Here is a 24,664-nt window from a genome sequence, read left to right as displayed (position 1 = left end):
GTTAAAGAAGGGACACAGAAGTATCTCTATAAATTTTTAGATATCTGTGTCACAAATAGGTTCATCCCAATTGTTCATTTATTTCGCGATCACGCCCGCGCTTTTTCCGTTATGTTACCCTGTGAAGACTCGGACCGCCGGACGGATAGCATGTACCAGAGCATCATGAATAACGAGTAAATGCATACCGCAATTAAAGCGCCGTACACATTTTCATAGGCACGGACCAGCGAATTCTTTTTTTGAAAGTCGAGTAACAAACCGCAAACCGCAACGGAAATCGAACCGCCGAATAACTGGATGAGCTGCATGAGTCCCATGCCGGAACCGATCAACTTGGTCGGCAAAATACGTGAAGTTTCGTAGTTTAACGAAGCTAACGCTACAGAGCTCGCGGGCGAGAAGAATAGGTACCCAAACAAGACAATACTCGGTGATGTGCCGAGGTCAGCCCAAAAGGCTATCAAAACGAGAGCTAAAATGCCATGCCCGAGAATCAGAAACCGCACACTGCCGTACTGGTCGATCCAGCGTCCGACGAAGAGCGTGAGAAAGGCTGATAAAACGGCGCCTGGTCCGATAGTAAGGCCGATAGCTAACGAAGATTTGCCAAATAGATTAGCAAGTGCCAGTGGCATTAAAAACAAGTTACCGATATTCAGCACCATAATGCAGAAACCGACAACAAGCAGTTTCCGGTACTTTGGCTTTGCCAAGAGTTCCGGGTTGATGAACGATTCTTTCGTGCGTTTGAGGTGCCAAGCATGGGCAGCGATCGATAACAATCCGGCTGCCAGCCAAGCGGCTGAGCGCTGCGTTACGGCGGTCAGAAGAGTCACCGCATTGACGACGGTCAAGAAGGCGCCGGTCATGTCAAACCGGAACGGCTTTGGCTCCTCTTTGGGGAGCAGGCGCAGCAGAATCGGGAGAAGACCAAGTACAAGGCAGGTGACGGCAAATAACCCTTTCCAACCAATGTACTCGCTGATCAATCCACCGAAAATTGGCCCGAGGCCAAATGCCATGGCAGTTCCAGCCGAAATCATTGCAATTGCTCTGCCTCGCCTTTCATAAGGAATATACCGGCTGGCTAAAACGAGGCCAAGTCCCGGCATCACGCCGGCGCCGGCGGACTGCGCAATCCGAGCTATAAGCAGAGCTTGAAAATTCGTCGCGAAGATGCCGAAGACAGAAGAAAGCCCCAGTATCATGAGTCCAACCGACAGCAATCTTCGAATCGGCAGTACGTCGGAGAGTCTGCTGTAAATCACCGTTGATAATCCATATCCGATCGAGTAACTTGAAACAATCCACGATCCAAGAGACGCCGAAACCCCGATATCCCTAATGATGCTCGGAATGGAGACGTTAAACATTGTCGTGTTCATCATGACGATGAACAGTCCGAACGTCCATACCGGCATTACGATTTTGTCATTCATATTGTTAGCTCCTATCCGATTCTATACCCATCCATTGATAGATTGGTAGTCTAACCCCATTAATTTCTACAGTTAATAAGTTCAATGCCGTTGTCAGCACAATATCGTAGGATTTCATCTCGCTGATAGGCAAGACTGTATCCATCGCGGGCCTCCCTTGTGTTGATGCTAGTATGTTTCCCACTGCCTTGGTCATTCTTGACTCACCTTATGACTATACTAAGACGACCAAATGACTAAATGAAGCGAGAAAAAAAGCCGAACCCCGATTTAACGAGGCTGGCTCACTTGGGTTACATCACTTGAAATTTGTATTACCAAATAGGCTGATTTCTCAATTCGCGAGAAGTCCCTACACTCCTAGGGCTTTCGTCCTATTTTTGCTCACGGCTTTAATAACAGTCGTACTTCTCCATATCCTCTTCGAACAGACTGAACCTAGCCGTTGCATCGTATAGTTCGCCAAACAAAATAGGTCACAGTTCAGTTCAGAGTTAGAGAGCTCTTGATTTGCAAGTATTCAGCTTATACCGTTACTGACTGCATTGTTACGTATTTTACATATTCGGCAGCGTTTTGTGCCAATTGCTCATCGGTTACGTCACCAATCCCGTGCAAAATATGCGGTGTCATAAAGGTCATACCGATAAAAGGATTTGTAGCCGTAGCCTGAATCGGCTTCAACAATACCTCCATCGTGTAACGGTTGTAACCGGTAGGCTGATATGATTCCGCAGGACCGAATGTAGAAACCGCTACTCCCAGATGTTTACCGCGTAATGGAAAGGTCGTGCTTCGTATTCCGAATTCCCCAACAAGTACCCTATCGAACCATTCCTTCAACAAAGCCGGTGTGCTGTACCATTGGAACGGAAATTGAAGAATAATGCGATCATGAGCCGAAAGCAGCTCATGTTCTTTAGAAACATCGATTTTTTGGTCAGGATAAGTTGTGTACAATTGATGAATCGTAACATTGTCTTGATTTTGTATTGCTTCCATCCAAGTCTTGTTAATTCTAGAATTTTCGATGTTAGGGTGTGTAACGATAACTAATGTTTTCAAATTAATCTCTCCTTAGATGTTCATTTTTGTTTTTGTAATTTAGAAACATTTGGTAACCTTAATAAAATGATGATTATTCATTACTATAGAAGCTTAAACAACTAAATTTCAAAATCGACAATAATGGTATCAGTCATTCCAATTTCTTTCATGTACGAAATTGCCTTTTGGTGTTCTGAATGAGGACCATAGGCCATTAATGCTTCCATGCTTTCAAATCGAACGGTAAGACCAATATCAAATCCTTGATTTCTTTCGGAAAAATTGTGATTACAACGTAAATCAACAATGCCTGGTATGGAATTTTCTAAACTTCTCAGCTGTTGAATCACATTATCCTTATGTTCCCGTGTCGTCATTTTATCAAACTTGATGATTACAACGTGTTCAATCATGTCAACGCCTCCTTAAAAACCCTTCCAAACTGCTTTCATTAATTCTTTCTTCTCTTCTGTATATTGTGGACTCTTTTATCGTTCTCATTCCCTGCACTCGAACATGGAAAAATCATTATAAGTTTCTTTCTATTTTAGTGCATTAAATTAATGTATTTAGATGCTTCTTAACATCATATTCTTCTATTTCAATTCCATTTTTTAAACGATGAATAAAATCTGGATTAGAAATATATGGACGTCCGAAAGCAGCAACATCAATATTTCCTTCTTCAATTGCCTGATTCGCCAATTCTGGATTAAATCCACCTACCCCAATTATGATACCATCCCAGTATTTTCGGACTAATTGATGCATCGTTTTTCCATCTGCAAGTACTTGATCAAATTGCATAATTGATGGGTGAATCATTGTTGCACCTGCTTCCTTAAATGCCTCAACAAATGTACGAATAGCCGTTTCTGGATCTTCCCACATGTAATTAGGTATATCTACTTTAAAAGCAGAGAATCGGATTATTGTTCGTTCTGTACCGATTGCGTCAATAACAGCTTTAATTACTTCTTTCATGAACGTTAATCGTTGAGCAAGGTCGCCACCATATTTGTCTGTTCGATGATTTGTTATATCTGAATTAAATTGGTCAATTAAGTATCCATGTGCACCGTGAATTTCAACACCGTCAAACCCTGCTGAGATTGCGTTTTTCGCTGCTTGGGCATATTGATTGATTACTTCTTTAATATCCTCGATTGTCATTTCTTCAGGAACATCATATGGTTTACGGAATCGTGAGACAAGACCTTCAGCCGGAATAGCTGATGGTGCCTGTGGAGGCAGATTTCCAGTAAGCTCGTGATGTGATAAACGACCAACATGCCATATTTGAGCGATCATTGTTCCTCCTTCTTTATGCACGGCATCAGTCACTTTTTTCCATCCCTTAATTTGTTCTTCCGAATAAATGCCTGGAACTCCAGGATACCCATTTCCTCGTGCACTAATGACCGTTCCTTCTGAAATGATTAAACCAACTCCATCGGCAGCACGTTTTCGGTAATATTCAACAATATCCTCTCCTACTACTCCTGTTTGAATATCTGCAAACATTCTTGTTAAAGGTGCCATCGCGATACGTGATCTTAAATTCCAAGCTCCGATTTTTATCGGTTCAAACAATTTACTTTCTAAACCATTTTTTAAATTTCCCCAAGAATTTGTATCTTTGCTAATTTGACTCATTTATTCTTCCTCCATTCATTTTAGTTATTCTATATTTCTAGAAATACTGAAATTAAAAATATAATTTTACCGTTTTAAAGTAAAGCGGGTGCGTGTTGTGCGAGTACTTCTCGTTGTAAACTGTAATATCTGAAGGTTCCTTCTCTGCGAACTGTTAATAATCCGCAATCAAGCAATGGTTTTAAATGATGCGTTAATGTCGAATTGGCAGGACCTTTTAATTGATTTGCCATTTCCAGGCAAGCTAACTCTGATTGCTGTGCAAGTAATTTTACGATTTGTAATCGAGTTGCTTCACCTAGTGCCTTATAGATTTTTACTGCATTATCATCGTTCACCACTAAAAACCTCCTTTCATTAATTCAAATTTTTCTTATTTCAGTATTTCTAGAAATATTGTATTTAATTCGAGATGATATGTCAAGAGATTTCCTATCTCTGTTCTTACCCAACTATACTGCCATTTAGTGAAATTAAAAAGACCGAAGCAGTCGATCGTTATTAATTGAATATCAATCGATACAATAACTAAAAATAATTTATTAAAAAAGGAGAAATAATAATGAAAAGAATGTTATGGATTGTATTAATGATGTCCTGTGGGGCTACATTTATTTCCTCGTTATTCCCTTTATACGGGAAGGACTATCAGCTAAATAGTCTAGAAATTACACTTTTATTCGCTGTTTACGCCATTAGCTTGCTCCCTACATTACTTATTGTAGGCGCAAAAGGTAGTTCATGGGGATTAAAAAGAGTACTGCGTTTCAGTATTTGGATTTCGATAGCATCAACCTTTCTCTTTATTGTAAGTCAAAACGTATGGATGCTCTATGCTGCTAGAATTTTGGAAGGAATCGCTTATGGAGCATTCACCGGTACTGCAAGTGCATTTTTACTAAAACAAACTGCTCAAGACAAAATAAGTACAGCGCTTAAATTATCGGGTGTAATGGTAAATGTTGGTTTTGGTTTAGGCCCAGCTATTTCAGGAATAATTGTCCAATACATTCATATTCAACCACTACGGTTACCGTTTTGGTTTTTACTATTTATGCTATTAATTTCATTAATTTTATTAGAAATGTTACCCAAAGACGAGAATACTCAAAATTCGACTAAAACAAAAATTACTTTAGGTATTCCTAATAATATTCGTTCTCAATTTTTTTCGATTATCGGACTTCCGGCATTTACTTTTTTCATGTTAGGTGGAATAGTGCTTTCATTAATTCCTACTTTTGTCAAAAATGTTATACAAACCGATAATCTATCTATTGCTGGGTTATTAATGTTAATGCTTTTAGGAGTAGGTTCTTTAATGCAATTCTTTCCATGGGTACAAAATCCAGTTAATCGGATGCGTATAGGGATTATACTTCTTGCAATCGGACCATGGATAATTGTTTTTTCTGGTCAATCAGCCAATTTATTTTTGTTGTGGATGGGTATGTTGATTCAAGGGATTGGAGCAGGATGGACGTTCCAAATTGCCTTAAGATTTGCTGGCCAATTACCTAAACCAGAAGAACGCCCGCGTGTTATATCAGCATTCTATTTATGCGCTTATTCTGGATTTATTATCCCTCCGATTGGAGTCGGCGTGCTTACGCAATTTTTTAGTTTAAATTTCTCATTAGTCATATTAAATTCAGTAGCTGCACTAATTGTTATTTATGTATTAATCTATTCAGTTAAGTTTAATCTATATTATTCAAAAATCAATTCACACTAAAACAGCTGGAAATAATTATAATAATTTAATGAAGCATGTTTTTGATGTTGAATCTCAGCAAAAAGCCAACTTATAAGTTAATACATTTTTTAACTGAAAGCAAAAGGCAATCCGTATGGTTGAAGGTGAATCTGAGTACCCTATGAGGAATGGATTGGAAAAAATTCAATTCACAAGGTTATATAAAATATTGTGAGATTTTGACATTCCGTGTGGTATGCTGATATCGATTTATGTATCGATGCTGCATTAAAAAAGTGGGTAAAGAACCCAGAAAGTGGTGGAAAATGAGTTTAGTACGCCCAACCTACAAGAAACGAATTGTGCTGGCATCCAGACCTGAAGAGACGGCTACCGCAGAGAACTTCCGGATGGAAAAAGTAGAAGTTCCTGGGCTTCAAAATGAGCAAGTGCTTGTCCAAAGTCTATACATTTCGGTTGATCCATACATGCGCGAACGAATGAATGCCGGAAAATCGTACACAGATCCGTATCCAATCGATGGTGTTATTCTCGGGGGGGTTATAGGTCGAGTAATTGAGACTGCATCACCAGTGTTCGATGTTGGTGATATCGTACTCGGCGGTTATGGATGGCAAACTTATGAAGTCGTGAGCGCTGACAGTTTGCGCAAAATCGATACAAGTATCGCACCTATTACAACGTATCTCGGTATACTTGGGATGCCAGGACAAGCTGCCTACTTTTGGATTGCTTGACATTGGCAAACCCAAAGAGGGGGAGACCGTGGTCGTATCTGGTGCAGCGGGTGCCGTAGGTACGGTAGTAGGGCAAATTGCAAATATCAAGGGAGCTCGCTCTGTAGGGATTGCTGGTTCGGATGATAAGTGTGAGTATCTAACAAAGGAACTCGGATTCACGGCCGCAATCAATTATAGGGAGCCGGATTTTGAGAAACAGATTGAGGCTGCATGCCCAAACGGTGTTGATGTCTATTTCGACAATGTAGGTGGTACGGTATCCGACACGATTATGAAACTTATTAATCACGGAGCCAGAATTCCGATTTGTGCTCAAATCGCAACGTATAATGGAGCTAAGACTGATATTGGTCCACGTGTGCAAATTAAACTTTTGACTACTAGCTCATTGATGCAGGGATTTGTCTTCAGTAATTATGCATCACGTTTTGCAGAAGGTGCCGAGATTATGGCTAAATGGATTTCAGCCGGAAAAATCAAATATCAAGAGACGATTGTTGAGGGATTTGAAAATACAGTACCTGCTTTTTTCCAGTTATTCACTGGTGGAAATACAGGTAAGTTATTGGTAAAGGTATCTGAATAAGAGAGTTTAAGCAAACGTGCATCTTTAGGCATTATTCCCGATCCGATGAAAAATCTTCACGCGAAGTAAGATCGGGAACACCGCTGTAATGATCACTTTTGGACGAAAGGTACTTTTTTTTGAACTATGGACCAGAAATCTGGTCCAAATCACATCTTAGTATTTAAGTGCAAATCGTTGGTATAGGTGTTGCTCCGCCAATCCTTATTGAACTATACTGCTCTGTTATTGGAACAAAAAAGCTGCCAAAATGAAAGCTCCGAACTTCCACTCTAGCACCCGATATTTTAAGTGTAATCCTTCACAATCTCTACTACACCTTAATATAACTCCAATCCCTAATAAGTGTTGTTCCAGAATCCAGTACAATTCAAAATCCATCTGTTCTTTCTATAATCCTACTGCAATAGAGGTTTTTTTTATACCTTAATTGTTCTTTTGATGTTAGTAGTCCGTCTTTTTCTAACACATTAATTGTAATGCCTTTTTCCACCGATAGTCAGAGGTTTGATCCCCTCCCGTGCTGGCTCGCCAACGACCACTATCCCCCGGCAACCGACGATCAACTACGTCTCATCGGCGGCCGAGTCAGGCCATAATCAGCCATTGGCATTCGGATTCCCATCATCCCGAAGTATCCGCACCGATCTTATCGATGCTTGGATAATCTGTGTAGCCGCGCTCACCGCCACCATAGAATGTGGATCGGTCAGGCGCGTTGAGTGGCGCACGAAGCTCCAAGCGCCTCGGCAGATCGGGATTGGCAATAAAGGCGCGTCCAAACGCAACGAGATCTGCCTTTCCAGCCGTGAGCACTTGCTCCGCGGTATCTGCAGTAAATCCCCCCGACACGATCAATGGCCCTGGAAACTGTGAGCGAAATAGCGTCGACACAGATTGCGGCGCCTCATCATTCGTCTCCTCCGCCAGGCCAGCACGCACCTGCGGTTCGATCAGGTGCAGATAGCAAATTCCTCGCGAAGCCAAGACCTTTATCACGTGTGTATACAGCTTCGCCGGATCACTGTCAGCGATATCGCCGACATCACTGAATGGCGATAGCCGAACACCGACCCGATCGATCGGCCAGACTTCCGAAACAGCATCGAGTACTTCAAAAAGAAGCCGCGCGCGGTTTTCAATCGAGCCTCCGTAACGGTCATTTCGGTGGTTGGTCTTGTCTTCCAGAAACTGTTGAAGAAGATAGCCATTGGCAGCATGAATCTCGATTCCATGGAATCCGGCTTGCTTGGCATTCTCCGCAGCCCTGCGGTAATCGGCCACAATCTGCTGTATTTCATTCGGTTCCAGGGCGCGGGGTGTTTCAAAGGGCACGCGCTGCCCAAAAGTGCTTGTAAAGGCATTCCCGGCCGGTTGGATCGCAGAAGGCGCCACAGGGAGTGCTCCGTCCCTTTGAAATGAGGAGTGTGAAATTCTCCCCACATGCCACAATTGGAGAATGAAAATTGCGCCTCGCTTCTTGACCGCCTCGGTGACGGTTTGCCACCCGGCGACCTGATCCGGCGTATAGATCCCAGGCGTCTGCGGATAGCCTTGTCCTTGCTGTGAAATCTGAGTTGCTTCTGCAATGATCAGGCCGCCTTCGGTCGCGCGTTGACTATAGTAAGTGGCAGCCAAAGGCGAAGGGACACCATCGGCACCGGCGCGCATCCGTGTTAACGGCGGCATCACGATACGATGGGACAGCTGATATGTTCCAAGCACAAAGGGCGTGAACAGTTGTTTCATAATTAGTACCTCCAAATAAGTGAAATGATGTTGTAAAAATATCCGCAACAGATTAGCAGTTGCGTTTTCTGACGTCCAAATTAAGAACAATCATTCTAAAAAAATCACAAGATATAAACTATCCACTGTGTTTTACACCCCTGATTTATTTAAAATAGTTTTTCCATTCATTTTCAGTTCAATCCTTTTCTTTGCTAAGTTGATTCATATGATTTCCTCCATCAATTATTTGGTATTTCAAAAATACTGAAATTGAAATTAAAATTATTCTGCTTTAACATTAAAGTAAAGCGGGAGCGTATTCTGCAAGGACTTCTGGTAGTAAACTGTAATATCTGCAGGTTCTCTCTTTACGAACTGCTAATAATCCGCAATCGAGTAATGGTTTTAAATGATGTGTCAATGTCGAATTGGCAGGGACTTTTAATTGATTAGCCATTTCCAGGCAAGCTAACCTCTGATTGTTGGGCAAGTAATTTTACGATTTGTAAACGAGTTGATTCACCTAGTGCCTTATAGACTTTTACTGCAATATCATCATTCAACGAAAGTCCAGAAATGGAGTAAATATAGGAATGGGATAAGTCTAACCTTTGCTCTTACGAGCAAAAATACAACAAAAAGGCACCCGATTGGGCTCATTCGGGTGCCTTTTGTCTACAATCTGAAATCCTTCTTAAAGAAGGATCTTTTTTATGTTAATTATTACAATTACTTCAGCTTAAACTGTTACTGCCATTTTTGTTACGTATTTTACATCTTCGGCAGCGTTTTGTGCCAATTGCTCATCGGTAACGTCACCAACCCCGTGCAAAATATACGGTGTCATAAAGGTCATAACGATAAATGGGTTCGAAGCCGTGGCCTGTATCGGCTTCAACAATTCCTCCATCGTGTAACGGTTGTAACCAGTAGGCTGATATGATTCCGCAGGACCGAATGTAGAAACCGCTACTCCCAGTTGTTTGCCGCGTAATGGAAAGGTCGTGCTTCGTATTCCGAAATCCCCAACAAGTACTCTATCAAACCATTCCTTTAACAAAGCCGGTGTGCTGTACCATTGGAACGGAAATTGAAGAATAATGCGATCATGAGCCAAAAGCAGCTCATGTTCTTTAGAAACATCGATTTTTTGGTCAGGATAAGTTGTGTACAATTGGTGAATCGTAACATTATCTTGATTTTGTATTGCTTCCATCCAAGTCTTGTTAATTCTGGACTTTTCGATGTTAGGGTGTGTTACGATGACTAATGTTTTCAAACTAATCTCTCATTGGTTGTTCATTTTGTTCTGTAATTTAGAAACTTTTGGTACCCTTTATAAAATGCTGATTTTTCATTACTATAGAAGCTTAAACAACTAAATTTCAAAATCGACAATAATAGTGTCAGTCATTCCAGCTTCGATCATGTACGAAATTGCCTATTGGTGTTCTGAATGAGGACCATAGGCCTTTAATGCTTCCATGCTTTCAAATCGAACGGTTAGACCAATATCAAATCCTTGATTCCTTTCGGAAAAATTGTGATTACAACGCAAATCAACAATGCCTGGTATGGAATTTGCTAAACTTCGCAGCTGTTGAATCACATTATCCTTATGTTCTATTGTGGTCATTTTATCGAACTTGATGATTACAACGTGTTCAATCATGCCGACACCTCTTTTTTAATATTTGAATCCCTTCCAAACTGCTTTCATCATTTCTTTCTTCTCTCCTGTATATTGTCGACTCTTTTATCGTTCTCAAATGAATAAACAAAAATTCAATCCCAAGACTAACATGTTCATTTCAATAAATTGGCGTAATTTCCTCCATTCATTTTAGTTATTCGGTATTTCTATAAATACTGAAATTAATATAAAATTTTACCACTTTAACATTAAAGTAAAGCGGGTGCGTATTGTGCAAGTACTTCTCGTTGTAAACTGTAATATCTGAAGGTTCCCTCTCTGCGAACTGTTAATAATTCGCAATCAAGCAGTGGTTTTAAATGATGCGTTAATGTTGAATTGGCAGGAACTTTTAATTGATTTACCATTTCCAGGCAAGCTAACTCTGGTTTCTGTGCAAGTAATTTTACAATTTGTAAACGAGTTGGTTCACCTAGTGCCTTATAGATTTTTACTCCATTATCATCGTTCACCACTAAAACCTCCTTTCAGTAATTCTTATTTTCTTATTTCAGTATTTCTAGAAATATTGTATTTAATTCGATATGATATGTCAAGAGAGTGCTTTTTAATTTACCTACTTTCTTTCTTTAATTTGTATAGCAAAATCCCATTTTTGTTCTTTACCTATTTTAATTGCACTCGATTATTGAGATAAATAGACCCCGTTGAACCCTTAATATTTACTTTTTACTGAAGTGCCTCTCATTCGGACAAGATGGGCCATAGAATTACCAAAACCGTCTGAATACCCCTCTCATTCGGAACACCATTGCCCCTGGAATCAGGGAGTATATTATTTTTTTCGATAAACCCCCGAAAAAATTTAGAATGATGAATACAACATCCAATGAACTTCCCAAATTTCTAATCCATAGAGCAAAACACTATCTTACGGTATAAGGAATAAAGTGGAAGTATTGAGGAAAATCTACCATTATTAATACTGATGCAAGGGAATGAAAATTTGTTATCAATGAATCCTACGAAAATTTTCATAAGTCCAGCTTTAATGATCGTCATTCTCTCTACAGGGTTGATGAACATGTACTCGTGATACCTCTTCTGCTCGACCAAGCAGGAAGAGATGCCTGGATCTCGGTACTTGTCTCCATTCCGCCCTTTTTTTTGTGGCTGGGTGTCTTATACTACATCATGCGAAAAACGAATCAGCAATCGTTGACGCTATTGATTCAACAGAAATTTGGAAATCTGGCGTTCCTATTGATTGTTATCCCGTTAGAGCTTTTTTTGCTGGCCATTTCGATAATAACGCTAAAAGACACAACCTATTGGATTTCCATCGATTTTTTGAAAGCGACACCGACCTTTGTTGTTGTATTTTGCATCATGCTCCTCTGTTCAATGACAGCTCGAGCGGGGATTTCCTCGATTGCACAAATGTCTGCATTCCTCCTGCCTTTTGTGGTTTTGTTCGGTTTTTTTGTCATGTTTGCTACCATGCCATACAAGCATTATTCCTGGTTGCTGCCTATGTTGCAAAACGGCTGGGAGCCAGTTTGGAAAGACAGTTTGTACTAGCTGGCGGCCAGGTGGAAATTTTAGTCCTTCTGCTATTTCAGCAACACATTAAACAGAAGGTGAAATTTTGGCATTTAGCTATGATTGACCATAATCCTTGTGGGGCTTACACTTGGCCCGCTTCTCGCTGCCATTGCAGAGTTCGGGCCGCATTGCGCAGCAAAGCAAAGACGCCCGGCATATGAGGAATGGCGTTTGGTGGAAATCACTAAGTATATTACGCATTTGGACTTTTTATCATTTTATCAATGGATGTCGGGGGCAGTGATCCGCATTGCTATGTCATTGTACTTGTGTGTGGATGTGCTGAATTTCAAGAGCAAACGAGTACAGAATGGTACACTGTGGGTAATTAGCTGTGCTGTGTTGGTACTTGCTCTTGTACCGATCTCCGATACGGAATTCTATGGAATGTTGAAAAATCATTATTTTCTATTAGTTATTCCGATGGTCATTCTAATCTCACTAGTACTCCTGATCTTCAGCTACACGATCCAATTCAAAAGAGGGTGATTCGCTATGTCTTTTACACTTCAAGGACAAGGATTGCGCAGCCTGTTTACCTCTTGTGCCGATGTCCAACTGCAGACGCACGAATATGGAACAGAACCGAATGTTCAAAGGGTAGTATTCGTCTTTTGCACCGGGCTCGCAGATCCTGTGCAGATTAATCAAGTGGTGCTTCCACAGTTGGAGCAAAACAAATCGCTGCCTTTACTTCCTGTCTTGCTGGAAGGGAGTCGAAATGCGGTAGAGCAGGAGATTGTCACGAAGGTATTTGCGGGCGAACTGTTGCTTTTTTTTGAAGGGACAGGCGAGTTGTTCTCGCTGAATGTTTCTAAACTTCCCCAGCGTAACACGGAAGAATCCACCTATGAAGTGTCAGTGAAAGGTCCTCGAGACTCGTTTACCGAGTCAGTGGAGACCAATGTTGCTCTGCTTCGGAAGCGTGTACGGAGTACGACACTGTGCAATGAATCGTTTGTAATTGGGAAACGAAGCCAGACCAAGGTCTCGCTATTGTACCTTTCTGATGTACTGAACGAGGAAGTGCTGAAAGAGGCACGAAAACGGTTAAATTCCGTTGACGTGGACATCGTCAACGGCGTCTCCCCGCTAGAGGAATTGCTTGCCGACTCGCCCTATTCGTTGCTGCCGCTAATTGTCTACAATACGAGACCTGACTATGTGGTGGAATCGTTACAGCGAGGGCGGTTTTGCATTTTGATTGATGGGGCTCCTGCCGCTTTGATTGCTCCAATCAATTTCCAGTATTTAGTGAAATCACCGGAAGATATGTACATGCCGTATTTTTTTGTGACGTTTGAGCGGCTGATGAGATATTTCGCATTTTTTATAACTGTGCTCCTTCCAGGATTCTCCATTTGCCTAGAATCGTATCATACGGAGCATCTTCCATTTCCTCTAATGGCAACAATATCGTTAAATAGCTATGGTGTCCCTACCTCGCCATCTGTTGGACTAATTGCTATGCTCCTTTTGTTTGAACTGTTTCGTGAGGCTGGTGTACGTTTGCCAAAGCCGGTAGGACAAACCGTTTCGGTTGTCGGAGGATTGATCGTCGGCGATGCCGTTATACGTGCAGGACTCACTTCTCCTAACGTCATTGTAATCGTAGCGATAACGTATATGGGGCAGTTCGTGCTCATAAACCAATCATTTTCAACGGCGGTCATTTTTATGAGGACATACGTGCTGCTGTTGTCAAGTGTGCTCGGCGGTTTAGGTTTTTTAATAGCTAGCTTTTCTATGTTACTGTATGCGTCGACGTTAAAATCGTTTGGCATGCCGTACTTGACTGAAATGGTCGATCCGCTCGATGTTGACTCGATTAAATCGGTCATTCATTTTCCTAAACCTTTTCAAAGAACGCCGCCGAAGTTTCTGCGGACGAAAAAAACGCATAAGCAAAGGGATGATTCAGAATGAAGCGTGAAAAGTGTCGCCTACTGCTCTTGCTGTTCGTGATGCCTAGTTTGACTGGGTGCTGGGATCACAAGGTGTTGCAGGACATGTCATTTGTCTCGGCAGTTTGCATTGATTATCTAGATAATCAGTTTGTCATTTACACCCAGATGGTCGATTTTGCTTCTGTAGGTAAAGTGCAAGGTGTCAGCAGTGAGGAAGCTTCCTCCAACATATGGGTGGGCAAGGCCACTGGCCCGACATTTTGGTCAGCGTGGAATAATTTGTACAATAGCACGCAGCAAAAAGTTCATATTGGGCAAGTATCGGCGGTGGTGCTCTAACAGAAAGCGATGCAAATGCATCTGAATCAAACAATAGACACGTTTGAACGTTCTGAGGCTAGATTGACGCCATGGATTTTTACGACAGAGGAACCGATGGATGATCTTTTCAGCATCACACCAATGTTTCCTCAGGGTCCGCTTCTGACGCTCTCCAGAAAGCAATTACAAGCAGCATTCTATTATCCGGCCGTTAAAGGTGTTAGAATTTGCAGCACTCTATAAGGAACCAAGTACCTCAATTATAGTGCCGACGCTCTCAATCGATAAGAAAAATTGGAAAAATAGAAAGAAAAAAATGCCTGAGATGGCTATTAACGGAGCGATTATTTATCATACAGGGAAGAAGCCGCGCTGGATGTCCTCGGATGATTTACTCGGGTTACGCTGGTTGGAAGAGAAAACCACTCATACACCGCTTGTATTGAATGATGACAACGGGGACATTAAAGCAATTCTGCACTTTGAGCATCCTAATGTAAGGGTCAAACCCAAACTTTCGGCAAAGAGAGAACCCGTTTACAACTTGCATATCAAGGTGAAAGGTGAATTAACGCAGTTGAACGTCCCGATGACAGCAAAAAAGTTGGAAGCAGAAGCCGAGGCAAGAATTAAGGCTGAGATTCGCTCAACATATACTGCAGGTCTGAAAAGCAATGTAGATGTCTACCATTTGGAAGAGACAATGTTTCGCCATCGGTATGCAGATTGGAAGCGGTTGACAAATAGAAAGCCTTTCCCATTCACAAAGAATTCACTAATAGACATTCAAGTAGATGTAGAGATTACGAATACAGGGATGTCTAAGTTCAAGGCATAAAAGTAACGGAACGTTTTTTAATTTCATCATTGTTTAATTCGATTTTTTCATCAAAAAACCCATCCTTATAGAAAAAGGATGGGTTTTTTGTATATTTTCTGCCGCCCTTCGTCCAATTGATTCTATTCCGCCTTCTACCTTTTAATGATAACTAAAATGAATCATTATCATAACGAGGAAGTCATTTACCCCAAAAAAATATCGCCATATAATTACCTTAGCATTTAGAATAGTCTTTATTTTACTAATGTTAATAATAGTTTAATTTTACTATCCTAAAATGCAATTCATATTAGAGGTGATTACATAAGATGAAAAAAAGAAATCAGTGGTTTAATGGGAGGACAGCAACTTGGCTTTTCACTTCAACCCTAGTATTCTCCAGTGCTAAATTTCCTTTTGCAGCTCCAACCGGTTTAGCACAGGGAATCAATGCCAATGAAGCAATGACACGTGTTATTGTCGAAATGGACGGCGCACCTGTTATTCGAGCCCTGCCGAAGTCAGAAAAGATAGGGGCCGCTTCCAAATCAACGGTAAATAAGTTGAAAGAACAAACCGAGAGCTTGAAACAGGTACACGGCAAAATGTTACAATCATTAAATGAAAAAAGGATTCCATTCAACAAGTCTAAAGAATATACGTTCACCTTTAACGGGATGGCATTACAAGTTCCCAAAAACAAAGTCGATGAACTGCGTTCCCTTCCAGGCGTAAAAGCGGTTTATCCGGATCAGGAATATCACGCAGACTTAGCCAACAGCGTTCCTTTGATTGGTGCTCCTGACGTTTGGTCCATGCACGACCAAGAAAATCAAGGAGTTACAGGAAAGGGAGTGACGGTCGCGGTGATTGACACGGGTGTGGACTATGATCACCCGGACCTAGGAGTGGGATTCGGGCCAGGACATAAAGTTGTTGGAGGATATGATTTTGTTAATCATGATAACGATCCGATCGACGACCAAGGCCATGGCACCCATGTCGCTGGAATTATTGCGGCGCATGGAAATTTGACCGGCGTGGCACCTGATGCCTCGATAACAGCCTTTAAAGTCCTAAACCAAGACGGATTAGGAAATACATCCGATATTATTGCCGGAATAGAGGCTTCTATTTCTCCAGACAATCCATACCCAGCAGATGTCATTAATATGAGTCTGAGCGGTCCTGGCGATGGCAGTGATCCCCTCTCCCAAGCATCCCAAAATGCGGTCGATGCCGGTGTTGTTGTTGTTGCGGCAGCCGGGAATTCAGGCCCTGGATATGGAACAATTGGTGCTCCTGCTATGGCAGAGGGAGTACTTGCTGTCGGCGCTAGTACAAGCGGTATCAAAGTGCCTGACGCGAAAATGGTGGCCCCAGTTGAAGAGAATTTGTCCGTTAAACGCCTTGGAATTTCAGCTAACCCTCCTGAAGCAGCAATTACCAGCGAGCTGGTAAACGTTGGAGAAGGAGGACCGGAAAGCTACGATGGATTAGATGTAAAAGGAAAGATTGTCCTAATTCAATTGCCTCAAGGTGCAAGTGTACCGCAAGCTTTTTCAGAAGCGGTTACAGCTCAAGAAAAAGGGGCCGATGCTGTGCTCTTTTACCTGCCTGACCAACCTGGCCCTGTTTTTAAATTAGGAGATACTATACCATCTCAATATACATCCAATTCATCTGAAACGTTACAAGCTCAAGATCAATTCCAGACAGATTCATCCCTGGACGGCCGGTTGGATACGTTGACCGCAATGCTAATTACCGGAACAAAAGCTGGGGAATTAAAGTCCTACTTGGCCAAAGGACCCGTTAAAATCACGATTACAGGAAAAGACGCAACGGATCAAATTGCTAACTTTAGTTCCCGTGGTAATTCCGACTTCCGAGCAAAGCCTGATTTAGTCGCTCCGGGTGTTGAAATCAATTCGACATACATCAAGAAACAAGATGATGATACCGGTTACACCAGAATGAGCGGGACAAGCATGGCTGCCCCCCATGTGGCAGGTGCAGCTGCCCTCATAAAACAACTACACCCTTCCTGGAAAGCTAGCGAGATTGCCAGTATTTTAAAAGAATCCGCGAAGCCGCTGGCATCATATGATGTGCTTACACAAGGTGCAGGAAGACTGGATGTAAAGGCTGCGGCGGAAACCAATGTCGTCGCCTCACCTAATGGCTTAAATTTTGGAATAGCTGATTTAAAAGATTCAGAGATTAATAGAAGAGCTTCGTTATCTTTAAACAATCACGGCGAAAAACCGGTTGATTTGGATTTCACTGTAAAGGACGATAAAAAGTCCGGGGCAGCCGTTACAGTGAATCCATCCCATATTCATATAGAACCAGGTCAGCAAGTCAATGTGGATGTGAACATCAACATGAATCGGCCGGATCAGGATACGGTTATTTCCGGATGGATAGAAGGAAATATTAAATCCGGAACAGAATCGCAGCATTTGCGGGAGCCATACCAGTTGACTGTACGGCATCTCCAAATTACTGCATCTCCCGATCCAGTACCATCATCAGTAAGTGAAACGGAAGCCTTCATTTACAGTCCGGTTGATTTGTCACAAGCTCCAAAAGTGACAGTACGAACTCCAAGCGGAAAAACAAATCAAGTAACTTCTGTCTTAGATCATGATCGTTGGTGGCGGGTGCCCGTTCAGACAAGCGAAGTGGGAATATATCGGATTGATGCCTTTTCCACAGTGAAAAATTCCTCTACTGAGGAAGCTACCATAATAGGATCTAGTTTTCTAGAAAAATTACCATCCGTTAAGGAAAACGCTTCACCCTGGAAAGCTGTTGGGCCTTACTCTAATACAGGCCTGATGAATTTTGACCTGAAAAATCCTAAGGGCATGACGGTATTACCTGCAGGGGCATTAACTTATCAGACGACTCCTTCTATTTTCCGGACAGATGATGGGGCAGAAACTTGGCATCAGTTTGGAAATTTTCCAGTGGCTGGAGGAACACCAATGGCTCTAGTGGTTGATCCTACTAATGAAAAAAATATATATGTGCCTATTAATGCGGACCCATTTGATGCAACTTATCTAGGTAAGATATTAGCTAGCAAAGACGGCGGAAAAACATGGAACATTCTACCTTTTCCGAATGTAGAGGTATCTGACTTACAAATTGATGAAAGTGGGCAAAAACTCGTTGCAATTACGAGGAACGAAGTCTATGTCAGCTTGAACAGAGGAATGAACTGGGAGAAGCTGTCTGGATGGTGGCCAAATCTTGTGAAAGCAAATCTTCTGAATAATGACCTTTACCTTTCAGCAGGTTACGATGGTGTTATCGCTTTTAAAGATGTATTCTCTGGTTCACCTACATCAGAGAAATTGTTTAAGCCGCCTTTTAATAGTACAATGGATGTAGTAGGCAATCAAGATATTCTAATTGCTAGTACATTTGGTGGCGGATTGTACGCTTCCTATAACAAAGGTAAAGATTGGAAAGAACTTACTCACTCTCAAATACCATTTAATAATGTATCTCACTTAGAGATTCTGGATGGAGATATTTATGTAGGGACTGGCTATGATGGAATATTGGTGAGTCACGATAAGGGAACAACATGGGAAACTTGGAAAAAGCCGCTTCCTGGGTATAACTCCTATGAACTCGATTTCGCCTTAGGACCAAAATCTTCTCCTAAAACGATGCGCCCTGTTTATATTTCTTCTTTGCAGGCAGGGATATATGGAACACAGGATAAAGGTGAAACATATAAACGGATCGGTATTCCTGGAGCAACGGTTTATGGGCTGGCTATTTCCCGAAACTCCAAAGGATACCAGTTACTTGCCGGGACTGAATCAGGAACGTACCGGAAAGTGTTACCAGTTCAAAACAAGGTTGATTCCGCAACATTCGAGTGGGGAGCGGCTGAAGGTGAAGGAAGAGATGGCGAACAAGTGTATCATATTGCAACGTCCCCAACAGAACCAAATGTCTCTTACAAGATACGCTATAGTGGTTGGACTGGGGTTAGTCAAGTATATCGAAGCAAAGATGGTGGGGAAAACTGGGATTTGAAATTTGAAAATGGTGGATTCGCCCTTGCCATGCAGATTCACCCAGCCAACTCAAATCAAATCATGATCACATATTCAAACGTAGATGAGTATGGTGTGTTAATTAGCCAAGATGGTGGAGAGAATTGGAAAAAGATTAAGCAAGAACACAAGTTTATAGCTTTAGCCGGTGATCCTAAAGATCCTAACCGGATTTGGGCAGGCGGAAATGACGGGCTATTCCTGTCCAAAGACATGGGACAATCATTCCAAAAAATTCAAAACGTTCCTGTAAGCAGGATTGCGATCGACTCACACAATCCGGACCATTTAGTGGTCGGAGGAAACCATTTGTATGTCAGCACAGATGGCGGGAAAACATTAGAAACAGCAAAGGGTGCTGATGAGCTCGAAATATATGTCAATGATATCATCGTTTCCCCTAGTAACCCTAAAGTCGTCTATGCAGCCACAGGTTCCTTTTATAAAAAGGATCTCCGTAAGCAAGGTCGCGGTGTGTTAATGAGTGAGGACGGCGGGGAAACATGGACTAATATATCCGAGAGCCTCGATAACAGAAATGCGACTGCCCTTGAACTATCACCAGACGAAGAATATTTGTTTGTCGGCACACAGGGCGGCAGTGTCCATCGAATGAAATTGCCTAATAAACAACGTTAAAGATTATCATTTTGACCAAAATCTACTCTACTCCCTTCCCCATTCCGCTTCCTGGAATGGGGAAGTTTTTTTAATGAGGGAAAATTATTTAGAAAGTAAGTAACATATTTTCAGGATAAACTGTCTCATTTAGTTTTGTTTTTTTCACATAAGCAATCAACAAATCTATAAAACTTCTCGCTGCAGATCCAATATACTTTTCTTTATGATGTACAATGGCAATTTCCTTACAAATAGCTGGGTTTTCTATTTTAATTACCTTAAGCGTTCCATCATTCTCCGAATCGAGAAGTGTTCTGGGAAGAATGGTTGCTCCAATACCTGCTTTAACTAAACTCAATATAGATTTTACCTCTGTTAATTCTATGATTGGCTGGATGGCAAATCCCACAGAGGCAAAGGCAGCATCAATTAACTTTCGGCACGTGTGGTTTATTGGACATAATACAAGAGACAGGTCCCTTATCTCTTCCAACTCCACTATATCCCTATCTGCCAATGGATGGTCATCTGAAACCGCCAAAAAATATTCTTCAATATATAAAGGGATATTCGTTAACTTTTCATTCTCTACAGTCATGAGTGTCAAAGCTATATCAATTTCATTTCTAAAAACCTTTTCTTCAATGTTATCTGACATAAAGATCTTTGTTTGCACTTGGGGCCACTTGCGATGAAGTTCTAAGAAAACTTCGGATGCAAGCTGACTTAATTCTTCCGACATTGCCCCAATAATAAGTTTTCCTTTTTTTACCTTTTGCAGCTCATCTATTTGTTCAAATACACTTTTAATATTGGAGAATATTTTTCCAGATTGTTCTAGTAGAATTTCTCCAGCTTCTGTAATGGCGATTTTTTTTCCTAAACGATCAAATAAACGGACTCCTAATTTATCTTCAAGGGTTCTCATTTGACGGCTCAAAGCTGGTTGTGATATTCCTAATTTTTCTGCTGCCCTTGTGAAATGTAATTCCTCACATATAGCCATAAAGTATTCCAATTCCCTTAATTCCATAATTCCCCTTCTCCCTAACCCCTAGTTCAAGGCCGATTGTGAAAATTTCCTGATTTATAATATATTTATTATGATAACCTTTCCATTTTTATGGAAAGGTTGTTTCATGCTTAATCATAAATGGGAGTAATAAACATAAGCCTGCCAAGCCACTTCTTAAACGAGGTGGCTTGGCAGGCTTTTTATCTTAATGGTTGTACTTCTAAATCCTTTTCTTCAGTTCTATCTATATCGAAAATTTCTTAAATGCCAACACTGCATTGTGTCCACCAAAACCAAAACCATTAGAAATAGCATAGTTTATTTTCATGTTAACTGCATGGTTTGGAACATAATCTAAATCACACTCTTCATCTGGTATTTCAAAATTAATAGTTGGAGGAGCTATATCTTCCATGATACTTTTGAGGGTTATTACAGCCTCAATCCCACCTGCTGCTCCAAAAAGGTGCCCAGTCATAGATTTTGTGGAACTTACCTTTAAGTTATAAGCATGAGTACCGAAAACACTTTTAATCGCTTTGGTCTCTGATTTATCTCCTTCAGGGGTACTTGTACCATGTGCATTTATATAATCCACATCCGTCAATCGAATATTCCCCATATCTAAAGCCAATTTCATGGCATTTGCGGCCCCATTGTAGTCAGGGGAAGTAATATGGTATGCATCTGTTGTGGAACCATAACCTACGATTTCTCCTAAAATTGTCGCTCCTCTTTCCTTCGCATGTTCATATTCTTCCAGGAATAAAACACCCGCTCCTTCAGACATGACAAAGCCATCACGCCCTTTGTCAAATGGGCGACTTGCCTTTTCTGGAAAATCATTAAGAGTAGACATTGCTCTCATTCTTGAGAATCCAGCAAAAGCTAGTGGATTAATAGGAGCTTCAGCCCCTCCTGCTAATATGCCATCCGCATAACCATGTCTAATATTTAAAAAAGCCTCTCCAATTGCTTGATTCCCTGTTGCACAAGCAGAAACAGGTGAAAAGCTAGGTCCTTTAAAACCTGTTTTGATAGATATTATTCCTGACGCCATATTACTGATCATCATTGGAACCATAAATGGAGAAACTTTTCTTGGTCCCCTTTCAAGCAATGCTTTATGATTTTCTAATGTAGTATTAATTCCTCCAATACCGGAACCAATATAAACCCCTAATCGCTCCTTATTAACATTTTGTAAATCTAGATTCGACTGTTCTAAAGCTTGTTGAGCAGCAGCAACAGCATACTGTATGAATAAGTCATATTTCTCCTGTTCTTTTTTATCCATATATTTCTCTGCGGCAAAGTCGGTAATATAACCTGCAATTTTGGTGTTAATATTGTTATAGTCATCAGATTCAATTTTTTTGATGCCTGAATTACCTTCTTTAATGTTCTTCCAGAACGCTTCAATTGTATTTCCTAACGGTGAAACCACTCCATATCCTGTCACTACAACTCTTCGTGCCATCAACAACACTCTCCTGTCATTCCTTTTTCGCTTAACTACTTCAAAAGATCTTTAAGTTGTTCAAATATTTTAGACAAGAAACCATCTCTTAATACACGTTTACATTGTAATCCGCCCTTGATGCTTGAAATGAGAAAAACTGCTAATGCTTACAGATTGTCAGTATTTTGAATGCGCCATTCCTTTTTGATGTCCTTAAGCAATTCTGATAGAAAATCTATTTCGATTTGACATAGACGTTTTACTTTCTGTTGCATGAGAATAGGCAAATAATTATAATCTGCCAATAATGCTGCTATAGGGCACACACAATCGGATGAATATAATGAAAAAAGGGCCAAGTTTTCCAAGGGGTGAACCCCTTTTTTACCTATTAGTAGGTAAGTATCTTCCGAAAATAAATCAGTTTCAAAAAGCTTTTTAACCTTTTAAAAGGCGGTATATTTCATTCATTGCTTGCTGCAATATCTCCTTTCCCAGTACCCGTCCGTATTGTATTGTTCCTTTCATACATGACACGATGGCAAAAGCTAATGATTCAATTTCTTCGGCTCCCCTTTCTACCAGTGTTACCCTAAGAATATTTTTAATAATCGTTATTTCTAACTGACTGATTTCTCGTACTTTTTGCCTTACTTTTTCAGGAAGGGATTCATAATCTGACTGGAGAGATGATACGGGGCATATCCCACCGTCGCTTAAGACAATTTGTCTCTCTAAAAAATGCTTGATCTTTTCTTCAACAGTCAGCTTAGAATTCGTAATGAAGGATAAAAAGTCCTGCAAATTTTGAAGCACTAGATCAGTAACGGCAACTCCCAAATCCTCCTTTTTTTCAAAATGATAATGGATGCTACCTTTCGTCACACCCAATCGTTTGGATAAATCATCATAGCTAATGGCTACATAGCCTTTTTCACGAATTAGTTTCAGTGCCAGATCGATAATTTGTGTTTTCCTGTTCTCCATGATTATATATTAACTTACTAGTAGGTAAGTGTCAAGTTTAGGCTGATTTCATCCCGTCACTTCATCGGTAAAATGACTGCGACTCCGGCTTGTCGTGCATGCTTACGAGTTTCATCTTTTCGTGTACTCGATGGTCATAAGCCTCTTCAATACCAAGAGCATCTGGCAAAACTTGATAAATCGATAGAGGCCTTGGCTGAAAATGAAACCGATTGAAAGTCCTGTCGTCTTAACAAAACTCATTGATTTATTTGAAATTTTGTAATGTAAAATACAAAAAAATCATTGATATTTGACAAATTGTGTAAATATTGCGGATGCCTATTGTCTTAAAAAGCAATAGAAAAAGCACTCAGATGAGTGCTTTCAAATGCCATCATATTTTAGGAAAAAATCGGTCAATACCTTGGATTTCTTCATTCGTTAAATGGACTTCCAGTGTTTTCAGTTTTTGCAAGACTTGTTCTGCCCTTTTTGCTCCCGGAATGATGACGTCAATGGCTTCACGGGTTGAACCGGAAGTTGCTGAGATCAATCGAGACTAGCAGCAGATCCTTAACTGGCTCCAGATTGGGTCCACGAAGATATGCGCGGCGTTTTGTCGGGAAACGAAGCCCTTCGATCTCAATGAAGTCGTAGACATATTGCGCCGCTGGAAAGCCACCTGAAACATCGACATGGTAGTCGTGCCTGCGTAGTAGTAAATCATCGCCAAAGTAGAAGTCTTGCTCCTTGCTATGACTGGCGACGTGATCGGGAAAGCGCACACGCAAACCGTGCCAGAGCTCGTTGCCCTCTTGCAATGGGGGGATTTCGCTGACCTCGAATCCTGGCATGACCATAAAAAAAGGCGTTGTCAGGTATGTCCACATTGCATAACCGTTGAAATATGCTCGATGAAGCGGGTCCCACGGTGTGTTCATCGTATGGTTAGCAAACAAGGTCCTAGGATCGTATTTCTCGCGGACGGTTTCCCCAGAGAGGGTCTCAATCGCGATACGATCGGGCGTAAAGGCAGTACGCCAATCCGGTTGACCAAAGGGAGTAACAGATGCGATTTCCGAATGTAGTGCGACTGTCATCTCACGAGGATTGGAATCTTGTACGAGCCCTTTCATTGCCCATAAACCGCCACCGGTGACGACCGTGGCATTCAGTGAACTAAATTTTTCCCATCGGTCAATTCCGCCGTGCGCGTCAATAATTTTTGCCAGTAGGTTGTTCATATTCTCCTCCTTAATTTGAAAGATGATTCGATAATGAAAATGAGC

Annotated in this window: 22 protein-coding genes and 1 pseudogene; 9 read left to right on the top strand and 14 right to left on the bottom strand. The window is 41.2% G+C overall.

What is annotated here, in order from left to right; all coding sequences use genetic code 11:
- Positions 1-89: 89 nt before the first annotated feature.
- The 6 genes from ACIFOT_RS22705 to ACIFOT_RS22680 form a co-directional block, all read right to left on the bottom strand.
- Positions 90-1,442: an MFS transporter gene (locus ACIFOT_RS22705; protein ID WP_430068195.1), complete on the bottom strand. Its 1,353-nt coding sequence runs from the start codon at positions 1,440-1,442 to the stop codon at positions 90-92.
- Between the two features lie 4 nt (positions 1,443-1,446).
- Positions 1,447-1,587 (bottom strand): hypothetical protein, encoded by a 141-nt coding sequence (locus ACIFOT_RS22700; RefSeq protein ID WP_430068192.1) that lies wholly within the window; start codon positions 1,585-1,587, stop codon positions 1,447-1,449.
- Between the two features lie 380 nt (positions 1,588-1,967).
- Positions 1,968-2,507: an NAD(P)H-dependent oxidoreductase gene (locus tag ACIFOT_RS22695; protein ID WP_430068189.1), complete on the bottom strand. Its 540-nt coding sequence runs from the start codon at positions 2,505-2,507 to the stop codon at positions 1,968-1,970.
- A gap of 101 nt (positions 2,508-2,608) precedes the next feature.
- Positions 2,609-2,902 (bottom strand): Dabb family protein, encoded by a 294-nt coding sequence (locus tag ACIFOT_RS22690; protein ID WP_430068186.1) that lies wholly within the window; start codon positions 2,900-2,902, stop codon positions 2,609-2,611.
- Between the two features lie 142 nt (positions 2,903-3,044).
- On the bottom strand, positions 3,045-4,145 hold the full coding sequence (locus ACIFOT_RS22685) for an alkene reductase (RefSeq protein ID WP_430068183.1): 1,101 nt from the start codon (positions 4,143-4,145) through the stop codon (positions 3,045-3,047).
- 74 nt (positions 4,146-4,219) lie between these two features.
- Positions 4,220-4,483 (bottom strand): ArsR/SmtB family transcription factor, encoded by a 264-nt coding sequence (locus ACIFOT_RS22680; protein WP_430068180.1) that lies wholly within the window; start codon positions 4,481-4,483, stop codon positions 4,220-4,222.
- A 224-nt stretch (positions 4,484-4,707) separates the two neighbouring features.
- Here ACIFOT_RS22680 and ACIFOT_RS22675 point away from each other — a divergent pair, with 224 nt between their 5' ends.
- Positions 4,708-5,880 (top strand): MFS transporter, encoded by a 1,173-nt coding sequence (locus ACIFOT_RS22675; protein ID WP_430068177.1) that lies wholly within the window; start codon positions 4,708-4,710, stop codon positions 5,878-5,880.
- Positions 5,881-6,167: 287 nt separating this feature from the next.
- A pseudogene (locus ACIFOT_RS22670) lies at positions 6,168-7,188 on the top strand (NADP-dependent oxidoreductase).
- Between the two features lie 624 nt (positions 7,189-7,812).
- On the opposite strand, the gene ACIFOT_RS22665 reads toward ACIFOT_RS22670, so the two are convergent.
- From ACIFOT_RS22665 to ACIFOT_RS22650, 4 genes are all read right to left on the bottom strand, one after another.
- Positions 7,813-8,937: an alkene reductase gene (locus ACIFOT_RS22665; RefSeq protein WP_430068174.1), complete on the bottom strand. Its 1,125-nt coding sequence runs from the start codon at positions 8,935-8,937 to the stop codon at positions 7,813-7,815.
- A gap of 721 nt (positions 8,938-9,658) precedes the next feature.
- The gene (locus ACIFOT_RS22660) at positions 9,659-10,198 is read right to left on the bottom strand and encodes an NAD(P)H-dependent oxidoreductase (protein ID WP_430068171.1); all 540 of its coding nucleotides are present in this window, start codon (positions 10,196-10,198) and stop codon (positions 9,659-9,661) included.
- A gap of 162 nt (positions 10,199-10,360) precedes the next feature.
- Positions 10,361-10,591 (bottom strand): Dabb family protein, encoded by a 231-nt coding sequence (locus tag ACIFOT_RS22655; protein WP_430068169.1) that lies wholly within the window; start codon positions 10,589-10,591, stop codon positions 10,361-10,363.
- Between the two features lie 230 nt (positions 10,592-10,821).
- Positions 10,822-11,085: an ArsR/SmtB family transcription factor gene (locus tag ACIFOT_RS22650; protein WP_430068166.1), complete on the bottom strand. Its 264-nt coding sequence runs from the start codon at positions 11,083-11,085 to the stop codon at positions 10,822-10,824.
- Positions 11,086-11,665: 580 nt separating this feature from the next.
- Here ACIFOT_RS22650 and ACIFOT_RS22645 point away from each other — a divergent pair.
- From ACIFOT_RS22645 to ACIFOT_RS22615, 7 genes are all read left to right on the top strand, one after another.
- Positions 11,666-12,154, top strand: coding sequence for a GerAB/ArcD/ProY family transporter (locus tag ACIFOT_RS22645; RefSeq protein ID WP_430068164.1), 489 nt, complete (start codon positions 11,666-11,668; stop codon positions 12,152-12,154).
- Positions 12,155-12,238: 84 nt separating this feature from the next.
- Complete coding sequence (locus tag ACIFOT_RS22640) at positions 12,239-12,667, top strand: hypothetical protein (RefSeq protein ID WP_430068162.1); 429 nt, start codon at positions 12,239-12,241, stop codon at positions 12,665-12,667.
- A gap of 6 nt (positions 12,668-12,673) precedes the next feature.
- The gene (locus tag ACIFOT_RS22635; RefSeq protein WP_430068159.1) at positions 12,674-14,104 is read left to right on the top strand and encodes a spore germination protein; all 1,431 of its coding nucleotides are present in this window, start codon (positions 12,674-12,676) and stop codon (positions 14,102-14,104) included.
- Entirely contained in the window at positions 14,101-14,424 is a 324-nt protein-coding gene (locus ACIFOT_RS22630) for a hypothetical protein (protein ID WP_430068156.1), read from the top strand. The genes ACIFOT_RS22635 and ACIFOT_RS22630 overlap by 4 nt, the downstream gene beginning before the upstream one ends.
- A 15-nt stretch (positions 14,425-14,439) precedes the next feature.
- The gene (locus ACIFOT_RS22625; protein WP_430068154.1) at positions 14,440-14,649 is read left to right on the top strand and encodes a hypothetical protein; all 210 of its coding nucleotides are present in this window, start codon (positions 14,440-14,442) and stop codon (positions 14,647-14,649) included.
- A 73-nt stretch (positions 14,650-14,722) separates the two neighbouring features.
- On the top strand, positions 14,723-15,244 hold the full coding sequence (locus tag ACIFOT_RS22620) for a Ger(x)C family spore germination C-terminal domain-containing protein (RefSeq protein ID WP_430068151.1): 522 nt from the start codon (positions 14,723-14,725) through the stop codon (positions 15,242-15,244).
- A gap of 311 nt (positions 15,245-15,555) precedes the next feature.
- Complete coding sequence (locus ACIFOT_RS22615; RefSeq protein WP_430068148.1) at positions 15,556-19,947, top strand: S8 family serine peptidase; 4,392 nt, start codon at positions 15,556-15,558, stop codon at positions 19,945-19,947.
- Between the two features lie 88 nt (positions 19,948-20,035).
- Here the strand turns inward: ACIFOT_RS22615 and ACIFOT_RS22610 are convergent, their stop codons facing one another.
- The 4 genes from ACIFOT_RS22610 to ACIFOT_RS22595 all read right to left on the bottom strand — a co-directional run bounded on the left by ACIFOT_RS22610 (position 20,036) and on the right by ACIFOT_RS22595 (position 24,619).
- Positions 20,036-20,962 (bottom strand): LysR family transcriptional regulator, encoded by a 927-nt coding sequence (locus tag ACIFOT_RS22610; protein WP_430068145.1) that lies wholly within the window; start codon positions 20,960-20,962, stop codon positions 20,036-20,038.
- A 226-nt stretch (positions 20,963-21,188) separates the two neighbouring features.
- Entirely contained in the window at positions 21,189-22,424 is a 1,236-nt protein-coding gene (gene fabF / locus ACIFOT_RS22605; protein WP_430068142.1) for a beta-ketoacyl-ACP synthase II, read from the bottom strand.
- 420 nt (positions 22,425-22,844) lie between these two features.
- Entirely contained in the window at positions 22,845-23,393 is a 549-nt protein-coding gene (locus ACIFOT_RS22600; RefSeq protein WP_430068139.1) for a TetR/AcrR family transcriptional regulator, read from the bottom strand.
- A gap of 503 nt (positions 23,394-23,896) precedes the next feature.
- Positions 23,897-24,619 carry a hypothetical protein gene (locus ACIFOT_RS22595; RefSeq protein ID WP_430068137.1) on the bottom strand — a complete coding sequence of 241 codons (723 nt, stop codon included), beginning with the start codon at positions 24,617-24,619 and terminating at the stop codon, positions 23,897-23,899.
- Positions 24,620-24,664 lie beyond the last annotated feature (45 nt).

This window comes from Neobacillus sp. NRS-1170 (assembly GCF_050468025.1).
This window is presented reverse-complemented; position numbering and strand designations above follow the sequence as displayed.

Excerpts from the sequence above, each read along its gene's own strand:
- ACIFOT_RS22705 (WP_430068195.1), bottom strand. The coding sequence starts at position 1,442 with ATGAATGACAAAATCGTAATGCCGGTATGGACGTTCGGACTGTTCATC.
- ACIFOT_RS22700 (WP_430068192.1), bottom strand. The coding sequence starts at position 1,587 with ATGGATACAGTCTTGCCTATCAGCGAGATGAAATCCTACGATATTGTG.
- ACIFOT_RS22690 (WP_430068186.1), bottom strand. The coding sequence starts at position 2,902 with ATGATTGAACACGTTGTAATCATCAAGTTTGATAAAATGACGACACGG.
- ACIFOT_RS22685 (WP_430068183.1), bottom strand. The coding sequence starts at position 4,145 with ATGAGTCAAATTAGCAAAGATACAAATTCTTGGGGAAATTTAAAAAAT.
- ACIFOT_RS22675 (WP_430068177.1), top strand. The coding sequence starts at position 4,708 with ATGAAAAGAATGTTATGGATTGTATTAATGATGTCCTGTGGGGCTACA.
- ACIFOT_RS22665 (WP_430068174.1), bottom strand. The coding sequence starts at position 8,937 with ATGAAACAACTGTTCACGCCCTTTGTGCTTGGAACATATCAGCTGTCC.
- ACIFOT_RS22655 (WP_430068169.1), bottom strand. The coding sequence starts at position 10,591 with ATGATTGAACACGTTGTAATCATCAAGTTCGATAAAATGACCACAATA.
- ACIFOT_RS22635 (WP_430068159.1), top strand. The coding sequence starts at position 12,674 with ATGTCTTTTACACTTCAAGGACAAGGATTGCGCAGCCTGTTTACCTCT.
- ACIFOT_RS22630 (WP_430068156.1), top strand. The coding sequence starts at position 14,101 with ATGAAGCGTGAAAAGTGTCGCCTACTGCTCTTGCTGTTCGTGATGCCT.
- ACIFOT_RS22625 (WP_430068154.1), top strand. The coding sequence starts at position 14,440 with ATGCATCTGAATCAAACAATAGACACGTTTGAACGTTCTGAGGCTAGA.
- ACIFOT_RS22620 (WP_430068151.1), top strand. The coding sequence starts at position 14,723 with ATGCCTGAGATGGCTATTAACGGAGCGATTATTTATCATACAGGGAAG.
- ACIFOT_RS22615 (WP_430068148.1), top strand. The coding sequence starts at position 15,556 with ATGAAAAAAAGAAATCAGTGGTTTAATGGGAGGACAGCAACTTGGCTT.
- ACIFOT_RS22610 (WP_430068145.1), bottom strand. The coding sequence starts at position 20,962 with ATGGAATTAAGGGAATTGGAATACTTTATGGCTATATGTGAGGAATTA.
- fabF (WP_430068142.1), bottom strand. The coding sequence starts at position 22,424 with ATGGCACGAAGAGTTGTAGTGACAGGATATGGAGTGGTTTCACCGTTA.
- ACIFOT_RS22600 (WP_430068139.1), bottom strand. The coding sequence starts at position 23,393 with ATGGAGAACAGGAAAACACAAATTATCGATCTGGCACTGAAACTAATT.
- ACIFOT_RS22595 (WP_430068137.1), bottom strand. The coding sequence starts at position 24,619 with ATGAACAACCTACTGGCAAAAATTATTGACGCGCACGGCGGAATTGAC.